Consider the following 16,015-nt stretch of genomic DNA (forward strand, 5'->3'; position numbering starts at 1 on the left):
AGCAACAAGTTTTTATCTTTTTTGCTTCTTTTTTTTTGGTTCATGAATATATCTTCTGTATTCTGCTTTTTGCTCTGGGGTCATCTTTGGGAACGTTTGAGGTTCAATTCTTTTTTTAATTCTCACAATGTTTGGAAAGTGTCTATATGCCAAGATTATTAAAGATATCATAATTATTAAATTTATTTCCAACAATGAATCTGCAAAATAATAACCCGTTAACTCTGATGTCGGAACATGTAAATAATTGATTCAAGCAAATCGCATAAATTCTCCATCAGGACCATTTCAAACTAATGATCAAGAATCGTAAGAATTTCACATGTAACTAAACTCGTTAATCCCACTTACTCAAGGCAATCAAATAAAAAACAAACCTGTAGAAAGTCCTGCGATAATTGAGGCAATAGAAACTTTTCTTGTATAAGCTGCAAAACTAAATCATAAAATCATAAAAAAGATGAAGTAGAAAATATTAGAAATAAAAAGTAATCCTAAAAAAGTAGACACTGCTTTGCCTCCTTTGAATTTGTATCAAATTGGTCAACAATGTCCTATTAATACAAAAAAAGCAGGAATAAAGTAAGATGTTTCGCTAAATAGAGGCAAATTAATTGCAGATAATCCTACTGCAAATAATGCTGTAACAATGACTTTACATCCATCGAGAAAGGCAACGATAAAGCCTCAAAACTTACCTAGCACTCTTGTTGTGTTCGTGGCTCCAGCATTTCCAGAACCTGTAGTTCTAATGTCAAATCCTTTTCTTCATTGCACAACGATTATTGAAAAGGAAACAGAGCCTAATAAATAACCGAAGATTGAAGCTAAAATGATACCTAAGAAATTCATTCAAGATTTCTCCTTTATACAATAGTGATTATATAATAAGATAATAATGTTAGGAGAATTTATGATTTAAAAGTTTAACCAAATTGTTAGTTTGGATATAATTGTATTATCTCTTTTACAAGAGATGTAGAATACTTCAAAACAATCAGTTTTAAAGATATTAAAATAAAACAAAAATACCAAAAAGAAATTGACAAAATACAAAAACAAACTGATTTAAATGAAATAGCTAATAAATTAGGCGAATTATTCGAAAAATTGGCAACTGATCAAGAAATTAATCTTGCTATTGTTGTTCAATATTTTTTACAAAGATATACTTTTTTAAATAGAGCGAACAATGATTATTCAATTTATACAAACGATCTTGAACAGATAGCTTTAAATTTAGAAGTTGGGTAACATTTAATCAAGTTTTTATTCCCTATTTTAATTCTCAAATTGATTTTTATCTTTCTAACTTTATTTATACTTTAAATAATTATCAAATATGAGGATGAAATGAAAGTTTTTTTAAAGAAATTGACAACTACATAAGCATAATTTTAATTGAAAAGGATTTTGCAAAAAAAGTTCAAATAATAGAGGAATTTATTTTAAAGATTCAAAATTCACAACAACTTTGAAATGAACTTGATGAAAAAAGTGATGATCACGAAAAGAAAAACTTTATCTTCAATTTAAGTGAACTGAAAATCGTTTTGCAAACAATTGACACATTAATTGAAAAAGTTGTCCATAATCTAATGAAAATAAATGAGGATGAAAAATAATGGAAAATATAAAGAAAAGTAAAAAAGAACTTATTGAAGAAAATAGAGTATTAAAAGATCAAATAATAGAATTTAACAAAATTTTAAAAGACCTTGAAAAAGAAATGAGAAAAAAAATTTGATTATGGATGTTATTGCCATTATTTGGCTTTATTATTTTCGCTTTTTTATTGCAAAAACGCAAAGATAGCGAAAAATATGCTCCAGCTTTATTGAATGTTAAAACAGAAATAGTAAAAAACGAATTAAAGATAAAAATTAATGATACTGCAATCAACAATCTTGAAAATTAATGACAAAATAGTAAAAATATGGTATTATCTCATTTGAGACAATAGGAGATATTATGATATACCACGAAAACAATGAATTTAAGGATATACCAACAGTTTTAAAAATTTACATGTTAGTTATAAACACAGTAAAATTTTTATACTCAAAAATTGACCCACAAAATTTAGATAAAATAAGCATTTTAACATTAATGCTTATTTACCATATGCCAGGAATCAATCAAAATAAAGTGGCTAATACTTTAAACATTGATAAAACTACAACTGGAAGAATTTTATCTAAACTTGAAGAAGAAAAATATATCGAAAGAGTTCAAGATAAAAATAATAAAAGAAGTAATGTTTTACGCACAATTGAAAAAGCGGATCAATTAATTGAGAAAATAGCTAAAACAGTTGATGAATATGTCAAAAATATTGAAGATGGTTTAACTGATGAAGAAATTTTGAAATTAAGAGAAGTTGTTAATTTTTTACTAAAAAATTCTATAAAACTTGCTAGATAATTTTTTCATAATTTAAACCTCAAATAGGAGGAAGTTTATGAAAAAAATTAAAAATTGATTAATTAATTTATGAATTAGTTTTATAACAGAACTCCAAGATCGAGTTTTGATGAGCAGAAAACGAATTATTAAATTTATTGGAATAATTTTTGTGCCAATCATTTACGGCGTTGTTTGTTTAGTAGCCTTTTGAAATCCAATGCCAAACATAGGTAATGCTCCAACTGCAATAATGGATAATGACCATCCGATATTAATTGTTGAAAATGTTGACATTTCAAACAAAAAAATTGAGCTAGGAGTTGTTAATAGTTATCAAGATGGTGATCAAAATAATATTAATTTAGAAGAAATTTACAACAACCCAAATCAATCTAATCAATTTAAATATGATGAATTATTAAAAATTAAATTAGCTTTAGAAGAAAGCAAAAATTCATTTATTTTTTCTACTGATAATGGTGAAATTAAAAAAGGCCAACTAACAAAATTGAGAGTACTTAGTGCTTGAGAGCTTATAAAAAGCAAATTGTTACCTAAAACTGATATAAAAATAAATGATGAAAATTATCAATTTTCAACACCTGTAATCACCGAAGGTTTAGCTTTAAGAAATATTAGATATATTTCAAACGCAAATGAAATTAGCAAACAGTGGGAAGGTTCTAAATATTATTTACAGGCAAAAATAGAAAATAATTATTTAAGTAAAATTGTTAATAGTTTTGGTAAATTATTTAATTCACCTTCTAATAAAAATGAACAAATTGATATTCAACCATTAAAAATATGAACTACTTTTGAACGCAATTTTATTTTTGGATACTACATGAATACATTTTCTAATTTTGCAAAAGGAATGTTTCTTCAAAGCATACCAGGATTAATCATTGACACGGCTCTTGACAATGTTTTTTCAACTGCTGGAATAAAAGGTGAGCAAATAAGAGCGATAATAGGAAATGAAATAAAAGTTTCGAATAAATTTAATGAAAAAACTAACTATATCCTTTTAAATGCTGACTTAAAAAAATTATTTAATTTTGAAAACAATGAACAAAAAAAGGCAGCTGAAAAGCAAATAGCGACAAGAACATTATTTGGAACATTAAATTCAAACGGAACACAACCAGAAGATTTTATTCCAGGAAAATTTATTAATCAAATGAAGAATCTACAATTTATTTTTGAATTAATAAATAAAATAATTTTTAATAACAATTCAGTTATTGATATTAATGAAATTAATCAAATCATTTTTAAAATATTAACAGGCACAAAATTAGATAACAAAACGATAGATTTTTCTAAATTTGCAATTACAAACTCAGATAAAACTGTAATGAATCAAAATGACTTTATCAAAGGTATAAATCATGTTTTAAAAGAAAATGGTTTAGCAAATTCAATTGGTTCACTAATTAGAACTATAATTTTAAAAACTCATTTAGAGAACGAACTTGATCAATTATTAAACACTAAATGAGTTGATGTTGAAATAAGGGGAAAAGAAAACGGTTTATACGGAATTGGATTAGGAGAATTCTTTCTTGTGATCGGGATTTGAATCGGTGTTTTAATGCAAACATTTATTTATGATCGAGCAAAAAGACGTAAAAAATCTTCACAATCTACATGATATTTATCAAAAACATTATTAATGTTGTTAACAACTTTTATTCAAGTTACAGCTCAGGTATGAATGGCATATGCTTTTGGATGAAATATCTTAGGTTTAGAAACAATTCTTTATGTTTGAATTTTTTTAATTGCTTCAGGATTCATGTTTGTAATTTTAATTCAAGCACTATGATTTTTAGTTAAAGATGAATCTGTAGGTAAATTTTTAGTAGTTTTAGTAATGGTTTTATCTTTGGCTTCTGGAGGTGGCACTTTCCCTGCTTTCTCACAATTTAAATTTTTTGAAATTATAAGTTATTTAGTACCTTTCACATATGTTTTGAAAGGATTAGGAGCAATAGTTTTTGGAGTTCCTGAATTAGGAACTAATCCAGTTACTACAAATGTAGTTTTAATTAATTTTTCAATCATTATTTTATTTGTTCTAATCTTTTTAACTTTAGGTCTTTTAGTAGGCGCTAGAAATAGACATAAAGATATTTTATTCGGATCATTTAAAGGCAAAAAAATATTGATAGCTTTAAAAGAATTGAAACGTAGTGAAGAAGACATTAATTCTTTTGCAAATGGTGAAAAAAAATTTCAAAAATATAATTGAAAATCATTGGGAGCAGAACAAGATTTAGAACTTTATCGCAAAGTTAAAGAATTATATCCATTCGAAGGAACCTTTAAATGATGGAAAAATAAAGATCACGATAAAGTTGTCAAACCAAACGAAACCGATGATGATATAATTTCTAGAAATGAATAAAAGGAGGCCAAATTATGGTTAATAACACTCTAGAAAAACCAAAAGTTTTTAAAAATAAACTGAAACGTAATGAATGGCCTCATAAAAATGATATTAAAATTTTTGCAAATCTTTCAATTAATGAAACTGTTGAAAAACTTAATGTTGAAACGTTGGGTTTAACAGAAAAATATATATCAAAACATCAAAAAAGTAAACGTGTTTTAAAGAAAGAACACAAGAAAAAATATCGTTTTGCTTTTTGAAAACATTTATTAAAAAATCTTAAAGAACCATTTACTTTATTATTGTTGGCGATAGCAATTTATAACTTAGTTATGTATGGTTTAGAACAAAATATTACCAATATTGCTGGTGGATTACTAGTAGTTTTTTTAGTTGGAGCTTCAATAATTTTTGATATTTCTGCCGAGTATTCAATGCACAAATCTAACAACAAAATCAAAACAGGGAGTAATGAATTAGTTGGTTGTTTACGTAACATTATTTTGTCACCAAATACACTTTTGACTAGTGAAGATATTTTGTTACAAAAAGTTACTCGTATTAGAAAAGAAGAACTTTTTGTTGGAGACATCATTTACCTTCGATCTGGTGATGTTGTTCCAGTTGATTGTAAAGTTATTCATAAAAATAATCTAAAATTAACTCAAGAAGTAATGAATGGAGCAAAAACTCCTATTGAGAAAAAAGCATTTAATACTTATAATGGTGATAATTTATTTCAATTAACAAATATTTTGTATCGTGGAACTAAAGTTGTTGATGGAAGTTGTTGAGCGATAGTTATATACAAAAGCGCAGAAACATACTTTGAATTTAAACAAGCGAAAGCAAAAAATAATCAACCTAAATCCATATTTTTTGACAAAGTTAAAGATGTGACAAAATTTTTAGTAAGATCAGTAATCATTTTTGTGCCCATGATTTTTATTTTAGCTGTTATTCTAGAGGGCTTCAGTACAGATTTTAAGAACATTGATATTTATTTAGATTCATTAGTTTTTTCAATGGCTATTGCTGTGGCGTTAGCTCCTGATGCATTACCTTTGATTATGACTTCTGCATTTTCGAAATCAAGAAAATTACTTGCTAAAAAAAATATTATTTCTAGAGATATTACAGCTGTTCAAAACATTGGGGTAATGGATGTCGTAATGATTGATTATGAAGATATTTTCGTTCATAAAAATTTCAGATTAGAAGAAATTGTGAATTTAAAATTGGAAGCTGATTCCGAAATAGCAAAACTTTCATTGTTAAGTTTTTTAGCTTCTCCTTCAGATAATAGAGATATTAATTCAGCTATTGCAAAATCACGCAAAATGATTGGTTTAAAAAATCAAATTAACGATAAATATAAAGTTATTAGAACGATTTCCTCTTTAGCGCATCCAGGTGTATACACAACTGTTGTTGAAGACAAGCAAGGACAAAGATGAGCAATTAGTAGAGGGGCTTTAACGACAATCTTAAATAGTTGCAATAAATTCAATGATACCAATAATGAAGTTAAAGCAATTAATAAGCAAAATTTAAACAAAACTTTACAAGAAGCTTTTGTGGCAATAACTAATAAATCTTATATTTCTGTGGGAATTGCAATAAAAAAAGTAAATGACATAAATAAAGATAATGAAGAAGAAATTATAAAAGATAATTTTACTTTAATTGGATTAGTAAATTTAAAGCAAGAAGCAAAACCCAAAGTTAATGAACAATTAAAATTATTAAGCAAGTCAGCATTAAGTCTTAAATTATTTTCCCAAAGAACTTTAGAATATGCTTTATCAATGACTAAAAACCTTGATTTTAAAGTATCAGATTATATTTCTGGTCCCGAAATACAAAACATGACAGACAAAGAACTGCAAAAAGTTGTTGAAAAAATAAACTTGTTTTACGATATGGATCCACTTACAGAAGTTCGTGTGATTAACATATTAAAGAAATTGAAACACACAGTTGGATATATTGGAAGAGATTTAAATAGTTCTTTGCAAATTCTAAATGCTAATGTCGGAATTACAACTCATGATTCTGATGTATTTGCAAAAAACTGTGCAAATATGTTGATAGGAAACGACGGTATTTATGAAGTTTTGACAGCAATTAAGCAGTCAAGACGTTCATTGGTCAATGTAATGAAATTTGTTAAAATCAAAACAGTTTGATCAATTTCTATAACGATTAAATTGATTATCGGACTATTCTTGCTTGGAAATGAATCAATAAGCGAAATTCAGCTTTTGGTTCAAAATCTAATTTTTGATTTTGTTGAATATATGATTATTTATGATTGGGTTGATGAAAGATATACAAAGCGACCTGTTTCTTGAGATACCAAATCTATTTTAAAATTTGCTATATGAAATGGAGTAATTATTCAAATAATTTCTTTAGTTAACTTAGCAATTACCGGATTTGTGTTATACCCAGATATGTTTTCTGATATTAAAAACGGTGTTGAAGGATATGAAAGCAAATTAGCGATATTACAAACAATTATTTGAACAGAAGATTCCATAATTCATTTAATTTCTGTATTAATAATTAGAAATCACTATAAATCTATTTTAACTGATAATGCTGCTTATGGTTTATTGTTATCAATTCTAATAGCAGGGATCTTATTCTTTATAATACCTTTTATCCCAGAAATTAAATTTACTTTTAATATTCAACCACCAAAATTTGAATGATATTTATATTCTTTAGGATTATTTGTTATTTACACAATACTAGCCTCTTTATGAAAATGAATTTATGTTCACTATTTCCATAAATGATTATAAGTAGTAAAATCTACTTATAAATGTCTGATTAGCGCAATTGGTAGAGCAACTGACTCTTAATCAGTGGGTTGTGGGTTCGATTCCCACATCAGGCACCATTAAGTAAATTAATTAAGCACTTTTTATAGGTGCTTTTTATTTTATAATATATTCATAGGTGATTTGAAAATGATAGAGATAAAAATTAATCCATTAACTCGCATGATGCTAAATTTAAAACCAACATTAGGAGTTATAGGATACCCCGAGCAATGAAATAATTTAACAAATGAAATAATTAATGAAGCGAAAAAAAACAATCAACCAGTAACTCTTTTATATTTTGAAAAAGATTATGCACAAAATAATTTATTAAGCTATGAAGCAATTGTTAAAAAGGCAGAAAACGCAGGAGTTGACCAATTAATTACGGTTTATGAAAATGGCTTTTTACCATTAGATTATTATAAACATCTTTTTAATTTAAGTAATGTTGTAGTTTTTAAAAATGAATCTAGAATTGAAGAATTACAAAAAGTTTACAATAATAATCTGACAATTTTTGCAAAAGATAATATCTTAGAACCTACAAATTTAGAAGATATAGAAATTCTAAATAATGCTGATTTAAAAAAATATAAACAAAAATATAACGCCAACTATTTCGTTAAAGGTTTTGTTGGTGAGGGACAAAAATTAGGAAGAACAATAGGATATCCTACTGCTAATTTAATATTTTCTAACGATACAAAATTAAAACAAGGAGTTTACTTAGTAAAAGTTAAATTACCTAATGACGAAATAAACCATTGAGGAATGGCTGTTTTATGAAAAAATCCTTTAGATCAAATAGTTATTGAAACAAATATTTTTGATTTTAGTAAAGATATTTATAAATCAGGAATTAGACTAGAATTAATTAAATACCATAGAGAAAATGTAAAAATAAAAAATTTAGAGGAACTAAAATCTTTATTAAAAAAAGATGAAGAAGAATTGAAGAAAATAATTAAAGAAGAGGTATAAAAATGAAAAAATATCCTATATTAGGTAGCCATGTTGGTGTTAATAAAAACAATAACTATTTAATTGGTGCTGCTGAACAAGCAATTAATGACGGTGGAAATACTTTTATGATTTATACAGGACCACCACAAAACACTTTAAGAAAAAATGTTGATGAATTTAATCTTTCAGAGATGAAAGAAATATTAATCAAAAACAATATTGATATTAAGGATTTAGTAGTTCATGCACCTTATTTAATAAATATTTCCAATCCCGTTAACGAACAAACTTGAAAATTTGGAGTAGATTTTTTACAACAAGAAATTGAAAGATGCGAAAAAATAGGAATTAATATTTTAGTCTTGCACCCCGGTTCTTTTACCAAAGGCACAAGCAAAGATGGAATAGAAAAATTAATACAAGGTTTAAACATAGTTTTAAAAAAACAAGGTAATGTAAAAATAGCAATTGAAACCATGAGTGGTAAAGGTACAGAGGTTGGCACAACAATTGAAGAGCTAAGTTATGTTTTATCTAAGGTTGAAAATAAAGAACGTATTGGAATTTGCATAGACACATGTCACATGAATGATGCTGGCTATAATTTAAAAGACTGAGCAGAAATAAAAAATGCCATCAAAAACTCTATTGGGTTAGAAAAAATTTTAGTTTTTCATATAAATGATTCTAAAAATCCAATTAATTCACATAAGGATAGACACGAGAATATAGGATACGGAACAATTGGTTTTGATGTTTTAAACAACATCGTTTGAGATGAAGACTTTAAAGAAATACCAAAAATATTAGAAACTCCATATATTGGAGATCACTCACCGTATAAACAAGAAATAAAGAATTTTAGAGAACAATTATTTGATAATAAACTAGAAATATTAAGAGAAAAATAAACCCGATTTTATTGATATAATCATATAGATAAGTTTATCACAAGGAGCAAGAGAAAATGAAAAAGTTATTAGGATTAATAGGTTCAATTTCGTTAATAGCCACTACCAGTTTTACTGTTGTTTCATGTGGTGTAGACAAAAAGATAGATAGAAATTTCAAAGATTTTACTAAATTAATTTATGATTGAACTTATATTAGAAGTTATGCTAACTTTTATGAAAAAGATCTAGGAGAAAACAAAGTTTCCGGAAATAAAATAGCGGTTATTTTAGCTTCTTTTTACAACAATTATAAAGAAGTTTATGATTTATTTGAAAAAAACAAAATAACAGGAACACTATATTCGCAAAACGCTAAAGGTGATTTTGATATCGCGAAAATTGAAGACCTTAAAAAAGATAAAACTCAAACTCTTTATTTATCTATAAAGTCTAATGAAAAAGAAGTTGTTGAAAAATTGCCAATAAATTACATTTCGGTTACAAAAGCTGTTGTATCAACTGAAAAAAATGACAATTATGAAAATAGTAAATTTTATGATTTGTGAGAAGCAAAAAGTCCTAAAAAAATTCAAGATGATTTAAATTTAATCAAGGGTAAATACGAACAGTTAGTAAAAATTGGAGAAAAAAAACCAAAAGATGTGATTCTTAATTCATCATTAATTGACAATCTTATTAAAGATGAATTTTTACCAGCAATTAGATATATTAAAATTCAGATTGGCGAAGAATTAGATTATGATAACATAGTAAAGAATAAGGAAAAACCTAAATATATCGATAAAGAAATGAAAGAATTTTACGAAAAAAATCTTGAGGAATTTGGAACAATAAAATCTGATATTTTAAATCAAATAATTTATAACCAAGAATCAGCATTTAATTTAGGAAATAATATAGAAGTTGGTTTTAAAGAAATAAGTGAAAAACAAACAGAAAGAAAAAATTAATATGGAAAATAATAAAATGGGAGTCACCAAAAAAAGAAAAATTCTTGTGCAATTATTTTATCGTTATCTTTTAATGAATAATGATAATTCTTACATTATTCAAGATTTACTCGACGAAACCCAATTAAAAAATGAAGAAAAAATTAATGATGAAATGATGGAAAATATTAAAGTAATCCTCAAAGAAAAAGAAGATTTAATTGATGAAATAGCATTTAAATTGAGTGATGATTGAAATTGAGATCGTATCCCATTTTTGATTCAAGCAATATTGTTGGTGGGTATTTTTGAAATAAAATATACCCAAACCCCTAAAGCAGTTACAATAAATGAAATGATTAATATTTCAAAAGAATTTGAACCAGATTTTAACTACCAATTTATTAATGCAATATTAGACAAAATTATTAAATTTTAATAAAAAAAGGAGTACTATGGAAAGTTTTATTTTTACTGTTCAAGAAATAAATACCCTACTCAAAAAATCTATTGAAAATGAAGAATATTTTAAAAATATATATGTAATTGGAGAACTTAGCAATTTAACGCTGAATAAATCCGGTCATATATATTTTTCAATTAAAGACGAAAAAGCAGCAATAAGCTGCATGATTTGAAAAGATAATGGAAATAAACTTATAAATTTAAATCCTAAAGAGGGTATGAAAATAACTTGTTCTGGAAGGATAACATATTACGTTCCAACAGGAAAAATAAATTTTGAAGTAAGAGATGTTAAACTTGAAGGAAAAGGTGAGTTACAAGAAATTTTTGATCAACGTAAAAATGAACTTGAAAAAGCAGGTTGATTTGATAGATCACTTAAAAAGCCTATTCCAAGATTCCCTAAAAACATCGGAATAGTAACAGCTCCAACAGGGGCTGCGATAAGAGATATAGTTACAACAATTAAACGTAGATATCCACTTGTAAACATTTTTTTATTTCCTAGTCAAGTCCAGGGTGAACAAGCTCAATTTGATATTTCCAAAAAAATCAAGCAAGCAGATAGTTTTGTAACGAAACTGGATTTATTAATTGTTGGTAGAGGTGGAGGAAGTTATGAAGATTTGTGATCTTTTAATGAAATGCCCGTTTTACAAGCCATTAAAGATGCGAATATTCCAATAATATCAGCAGTAGGCCACGAACCTGATACAACATTAGCTGATTATGTTGCTGACTTCAGAGCCGCTACTCCAACGGCTGCCGGAGAAATATCTACACCAGATATTCTTGAGTTAAAAAGAGAACTTTCTTATTACTATTCGCAATATAAAAAAGAATTACAAAAGATTTATGAATATAATCAAAAACAAATAAATACTAATCAAGAAAAAATTCTTAATACAACTTTTAATCATATAAAGTTAGAAACAACAAAATTAGAGTCACTTAAGGAACATTTCATAAAGCAAATAAAAAACTTTTATTTATTTGAACAAAATAATTTAAAAACTTATTTTGAAAAATTTGAATTGCTTAATCCTAAAAAACCATTAGAAAAAGGTTATGCATTACTAAAAAATAAAAATGGTCAAATAATAAATTCTAACAATGATTTTAAACTTAATGATGAAATAGAAATAGTCTTAAAAAAATTATTAATAACTTCAGAAATTAAAGATATAAAGGAGAATAAATAATGTTAAATTCAGAAAAAAATTACGATCAATTAATTAAAGAAATAAAAGAAGAGTTAATAAAATTAAATTCAGAAAATGTATCAATGCAAGAAGCAATTGAACTTTTTGAAGAGGGTATGCAAAAAATAACTTTAGCTAAAAACCAATTAGAAAATTATAAAGGCAAAATTAACAAAATTTTAGAAGATAATTCTGTTCAAGAATTTGAATAATTTATATGCAAACATCGATTAAAAAAGAAAAAATAATTTTTCACATTGACATGGATGCTTTTTTTGCTTCATGCACACAAGCTAAATATAAACAGTTGAGAAATAAACCAATTGCTATTGCATATAATAATAAGCATTCAATTATTGTTGCAGCTTCATATGAATCTCGTAAATACGGAATAAAATCAGCTATGAATTTAGTTGAAGCTAAAAAGAAATGCCCTAATTTAATTGTTGTTGAGCCTGAGCATTCACTATATATTGAAACTTCTAAAAAAATATGAGAACTTATTGGTGAAAAATTTTCAAAGAAAATAGAAGTAGCCTCTATTGATGAGTGTTATTTAGATGTTAGTGATTTAATAAATATAAATAAATCCGTAAAAACTATCGCTTTGGAAATTCAACACGAAATATATTCTAAATTTAAATTAACATGTTCAATTGGTATTAGTTGAAATAAGTTTTTAGCGAAAATGGGTACTGATTTACAAAAACCCAGTGGAATAACAATTTTAACACCGCAGAACTTCAAAGAAAAAATATGAAATTTAAATATTGGTAAAATGATAGGTGTTGGAAATGTAACTGGCGCATCTTTAATAAAAAATGATATAAATACCATTGGTGAATTAGCGCAAATATCAGATGCAAAGATATATGAGATTTTAGGTCGTAATGGGCTCATTTTAAAGCAAAAGGCTAATGGAATCGATGATAGCGTAGTTAGTGTTCAAAATAATGAAAATAAAAGCATTTCTAACGAAGTCACCCTTAATAGACCGACAAATAACCTTGAAGAATTAGAAGCCATTGTTAAACAAATAACCGAACATATTTTTTTAAGAATTAACATAAGAAATCTTTTAGTGAAAACGGTTTTTGTTCATGTTAGATATGTTTGAAAAAACAAAAATAACGAAACATTCAATATCACCAAGCATCATTTAGGACGTTCGAAACAAATAACGTTAGAGAATTATGAAAATAATTTTGAAATATTATATGCAAGCATTTTAGAATGTTTTTATTATTTACAAAATCCTGAAAAAGATATCTCTTTAATCGGAGTTGGATTTACAAATTTAATAAATGTAATGCAGTATAATAAACAAATATCTTTTGAAGATGATCCTGAAAAGTTGAATTTAACCAAACCTAAAGTTCTTGAAATTATTAGAGATATGAACAAAAAAAGTAAAAATTTAATAATAACAGCAGATAAATTACAAACAAGCAATCCAATCCAAAAAAAATTCATTGATAAAAATATTGATAAAAAAATATCTAACAAAAAGAAATAAAATTTTTTACTTCTTTTTGTTAATTCCTAATTTATTCATATATAAATCTAATTTAACATGTAAATTTTCGATTGTTTTATCGTTAATTATTACAATATCATAATCAGCATTTTTGTTTAAACGTTTTTGTATATTAATTACTGAAGTAGTTTCTTTCAAACTTCTTCCATCTCTATTAATTACACGAGCAATATTTTTTTGTAAATTATTAGAGGCAATATAAATCATCTTATCAACTTTTAAATCAAGTAATGGTAGCAATGCAGATTCAAGTAAAATGTTTCTTTCTTTAGGTATGGATAAAATGATTTCATTAGTTAAATCAGATACCTTAGGTCATATATATTTTGATAAATATTTATTTCTTTTGAAATCTGAAAACAAAATTTCTCTTAATTTACTATTATCAATACTTTGTGTTTCTATTACATAAGCTTCGGGAATATAGTTTCTAACAAAAGTTTTGGAGTCATCTTGATTCATAACTATTTTTGAAATTTTATCTAAATCTAAAATTTCAAAATCATAGTTTTCGCCAAGATATTTTGTTGCTGCTGATTTTCCTGCTCCAATTAAACCAAAAATTCCTAATATCATAATTTAATAATTTCCTTTGCTTATCATTCTTAATTGTTTTTCAACGGATATATTTGTTGCTGTAATAATTAATTTAGAACTTTTATTGATAACAAAATACAAATCAGTATTACCAGCTGAAAGATAAATTTCATATTCAGTCTCAAAAGATTTAGTAGACTTTTTAATTAATTTCATAACTTCGTCTTTTACTTCAAAATCTGTTTTATCTTTTAAATTAAGTCTTTCTTTGCAACGTTGAATACCGTGATAAGAAAAGTTGTAATCATGTTTAAAGTAATATCCCATAGTTTGTATTGTCAACTTTCTATTATTATTTTATGTTATATTTGAATAAAATAATGAGTGTTTTACCACTCATTATTTTTTCTTTTTAAATTTTTTAATAAAATCATTTCATCATTTTGAAAATTTTGTTTCTTTACTGTTAATAACTTCATCATCATTTTCATACAAAGATTGATCCATTGTATAATTTTGTCCTTGCATCATTGCAGCTGCAGCTTTTTGAAATTCCATATTTGCAAAAGCAATTTTATTTCTGTCTAATCTTGGGTTTAATGCCAATATTACACCACCAACAACAATTGAAAGAGACAAGAAGGCTATCGAAAGATCAGCCATTAAAGTTAAAGTATTAATTCTTGAACCGTAATTGTTCATAACCACATTTCAAAATGCATTTAAATTAGTTTCTTTAGCTTTTTCTGGATCAACAATAATTTTTAAAATTTTGCCAAAACTAGTTTTAATGTGATTTGAGTCTACATAAGAAATTAAACTAACAATTTCGAATGTAAAGAAAATAATTGTAAATATTACTGGTCATAAACCAATTCTATACTTGTCTCTCATGCTTCTTGGTTTTCTAAAAGCAGAAACCCCAATATAAATTGAAGGTAGAATAAAGAAAAAATAAGACATAATTGTTTGGAAAGAAACTCCTGCTAAAGCTAATGCTGTAGGCGTATCTTTAAAATCTGATTTAAATATATCTTGTCAAGACAAAAATGCACCGTTTGTATAATCACTTACATAATTAGAACCACTAAAATCAATTTTTGTACTCATTAACATTGCCATTGTCACAATTAAGAATAAAGTAGTGAATATTGTAAAAGCAGCTATAATATATTTTGCAATTGGCATTCATTTGCGCTTGATGTTATATGGATAAAATCTAGGATCTTGCATTGGATGCACAGGCATATTTGAAAAATAATTATCTTGAGCATTAAAACCATTGCCACCAAAAGGGTTTTGCCCTGCTTGATTAAAGTTATTGTTTGAATAATTATTGTTTTGATTATTACTTTTTGATTTTTTCTCAGCATCTGCGACTGCTTTTTCGGCTGCTATCTTTTCATCTTCAATAAGTTTATATTTAGCTTTAATTTCATCATTCATTATAGAGATAAACATTACGTCTTGTTCGGTAAACTTTATTTTAGATTCTACCAATTCGTTTCTTCCGATTTCAAAAGTTTTTGTTACATATGAAATAAAAGATGAGTATTCTGCATAAATGTCTTCAGATTTTTTTTGCTCAGGCTTTTCAAAACGTTGTTTTTCATTTGTTATTTTAACAATAGCTTTAGCAAAAGTTGTTGCTCATTGAACATTATTATAATTTTGTGCATTTTCTTTTTCTAAAAACAAAATATTATTTATCTGATTAACTATTTGATTTTTAAAATCTGCATCCTTAGTTAATTCATAACGTAATTTTTCATTTTTAATTACGTTATAAAGTAGTTCAACAATACTTTCGTAAATTTTGTTTGGTTCCAT

16 protein-coding genes and 1 tRNA gene are annotated in these 16,015 nt (G+C 25.9%); 13 read left to right on the forward strand and 4 right to left on the reverse strand.

The genetic code is table 4. The features are described from left to right. Window positions 1-12 precede the first annotated feature (12 nt). Window positions 13-852 (reverse strand): glycerol-3-phosphate acyltransferase, encoded by an 840-nt coding sequence (locus ESOMN_RS01905; protein ID WP_024863273.1) that lies wholly within the window; start codon window positions 850-852, stop codon window positions 13-15. 258 nt (window positions 853-1,110) lie between these two features. On the opposite strand from ESOMN_RS01905, the gene ESOMN_RS03820 reads away from it, so the two are divergent. The 13 genes from ESOMN_RS03820 (at window position 1,111) to dinB (ending at window position 13,627) form a co-directional block, all read left to right on the forward strand. Beyond that, window positions 1,111-1,254 carry a hypothetical protein gene (locus tag ESOMN_RS03820; protein WP_156920187.1) on the forward strand — a complete coding sequence of 48 codons (144 nt, stop codon included), beginning with the start codon at window positions 1,111-1,113 and terminating at the stop codon, window positions 1,252-1,254. A gap of 370 nt (window positions 1,255-1,624) precedes the next feature. Then, window positions 1,625-1,918: a hypothetical protein gene (locus ESOMN_RS01910; protein WP_024863274.1), complete on the forward strand. Its 294-nt coding sequence runs from the start codon at window positions 1,625-1,627 to the stop codon at window positions 1,916-1,918. A gap of 53 nt (window positions 1,919-1,971) precedes the next feature. Beyond that, window positions 1,972-2,424, forward strand: a complete 453-nt coding sequence (locus tag ESOMN_RS01915; RefSeq protein ID WP_024863275.1) for a MarR family winged helix-turn-helix transcriptional regulator — start codon at window positions 1,972-1,974, stop codon at window positions 2,422-2,424. A gap of 37 nt (window positions 2,425-2,461) precedes the next feature. Further along, window positions 2,462-4,819 carry an ABC transporter permease gene (locus tag ESOMN_RS01920; RefSeq protein WP_024863276.1) on the forward strand — a complete coding sequence of 786 codons (2,358 nt, stop codon included), beginning with the start codon at window positions 2,462-2,464 and terminating at the stop codon, window positions 4,817-4,819. 14 nt (window positions 4,820-4,833) lie between these two features. Further along, the gene (locus ESOMN_RS01925; protein WP_024863277.1) at window positions 4,834-7,614 is read left to right on the forward strand and encodes a cation-translocating P-type ATPase; all 2,781 of its coding nucleotides are present in this window, start codon (window positions 4,834-4,836) and stop codon (window positions 7,612-7,614) included. Between the two features lie 22 nt (window positions 7,615-7,636). Beyond that, a tRNA-Lys gene (locus ESOMN_RS01930) sits at window positions 7,637-7,712 on the forward strand. A 70-nt stretch (window positions 7,713-7,782) separates the two neighbouring features. Next, window positions 7,783-8,619, forward strand: coding sequence for a riboflavin kinase (locus ESOMN_RS01935; protein ID WP_024863278.1), 837 nt, complete (start codon window positions 7,783-7,785; stop codon window positions 8,617-8,619). 2 nt (window positions 8,620-8,621) lie between these two features. After that, a complete protein-coding gene (locus tag ESOMN_RS01940) occupies window positions 8,622-9,512 on the forward strand; it encodes a deoxyribonuclease IV (protein ID WP_024863279.1) in 891 nt (296 codons plus the stop codon). Window positions 9,513-9,568: 56 nt separating this feature from the next. Then, complete coding sequence (locus ESOMN_RS01945; RefSeq protein ID WP_024863280.1) at window positions 9,569-10,465, forward strand: lipoprotein; 897 nt, start codon at window positions 9,569-9,571, stop codon at window positions 10,463-10,465. A gap of 1 nt (window position 10,466) precedes the next feature. After that, the gene (nusB, locus tag ESOMN_RS01950) at window positions 10,467-10,883 is read left to right on the forward strand and encodes a transcription antitermination factor NusB (protein ID WP_024863281.1); all 417 of its coding nucleotides are present in this window, start codon (window positions 10,467-10,469) and stop codon (window positions 10,881-10,883) included. A gap of 16 nt (window positions 10,884-10,899) precedes the next feature. Beyond that, window positions 10,900-12,111, forward strand: a complete 1,212-nt coding sequence (gene xseA, locus ESOMN_RS01955; RefSeq protein WP_024863282.1) for an exodeoxyribonuclease VII large subunit — start codon at window positions 10,900-10,902, stop codon at window positions 12,109-12,111. Further along, on the forward strand, window positions 12,111-12,323 hold the full coding sequence (gene xseB, locus ESOMN_RS01960; RefSeq protein ID WP_024863283.1) for an exodeoxyribonuclease VII small subunit: 213 nt from the start codon (window positions 12,111-12,113) through the stop codon (window positions 12,321-12,323). The genes xseA and xseB overlap by 1 nt, the downstream gene beginning before the upstream one ends. Window positions 12,324-12,328: 5 nt before the next feature. After that, complete coding sequence (gene dinB, locus ESOMN_RS01965; RefSeq protein ID WP_024863284.1) at window positions 12,329-13,627, forward strand: DNA polymerase IV; 1,299 nt, start codon at window positions 12,329-12,331, stop codon at window positions 13,625-13,627. A gap of 6 nt (window positions 13,628-13,633) precedes the next feature. Here dinB and coaE read toward each other — a convergent pair whose 3' ends face one another. From coaE to ESOMN_RS01980, 3 genes are all read right to left on the reverse strand, one after another. Beyond that, on the reverse strand, window positions 13,634-14,224 hold the full coding sequence (coaE, locus tag ESOMN_RS01970; RefSeq protein ID WP_024863285.1) for a dephospho-CoA kinase: 591 nt from the start codon (window positions 14,222-14,224) through the stop codon (window positions 13,634-13,636). A gap of 3 nt (window positions 14,225-14,227) precedes the next feature. Beyond that, window positions 14,228-14,512, reverse strand: coding sequence for a hypothetical protein (locus ESOMN_RS01975; RefSeq protein ID WP_024863286.1), 285 nt, complete (start codon window positions 14,510-14,512; stop codon window positions 14,228-14,230). Window positions 14,513-14,584: 72 nt separating this feature from the next. Beyond that, entirely contained in the window at window positions 14,585-16,015 is a 1,431-nt protein-coding gene (locus tag ESOMN_RS01980; RefSeq protein ID WP_024863287.1) for a hypothetical protein, read from the reverse strand.

Origin of the sequence: Williamsoniiplasma somnilux, from assembly GCF_002804005.1 — a bacterium.
Taxonomy (GTDB): domain Bacteria; phylum Bacillota_I; class Bacilli_A; order Mycoplasmatales; family Mycoplasmataceae; genus Williamsoniiplasma; species Williamsoniiplasma somnilux.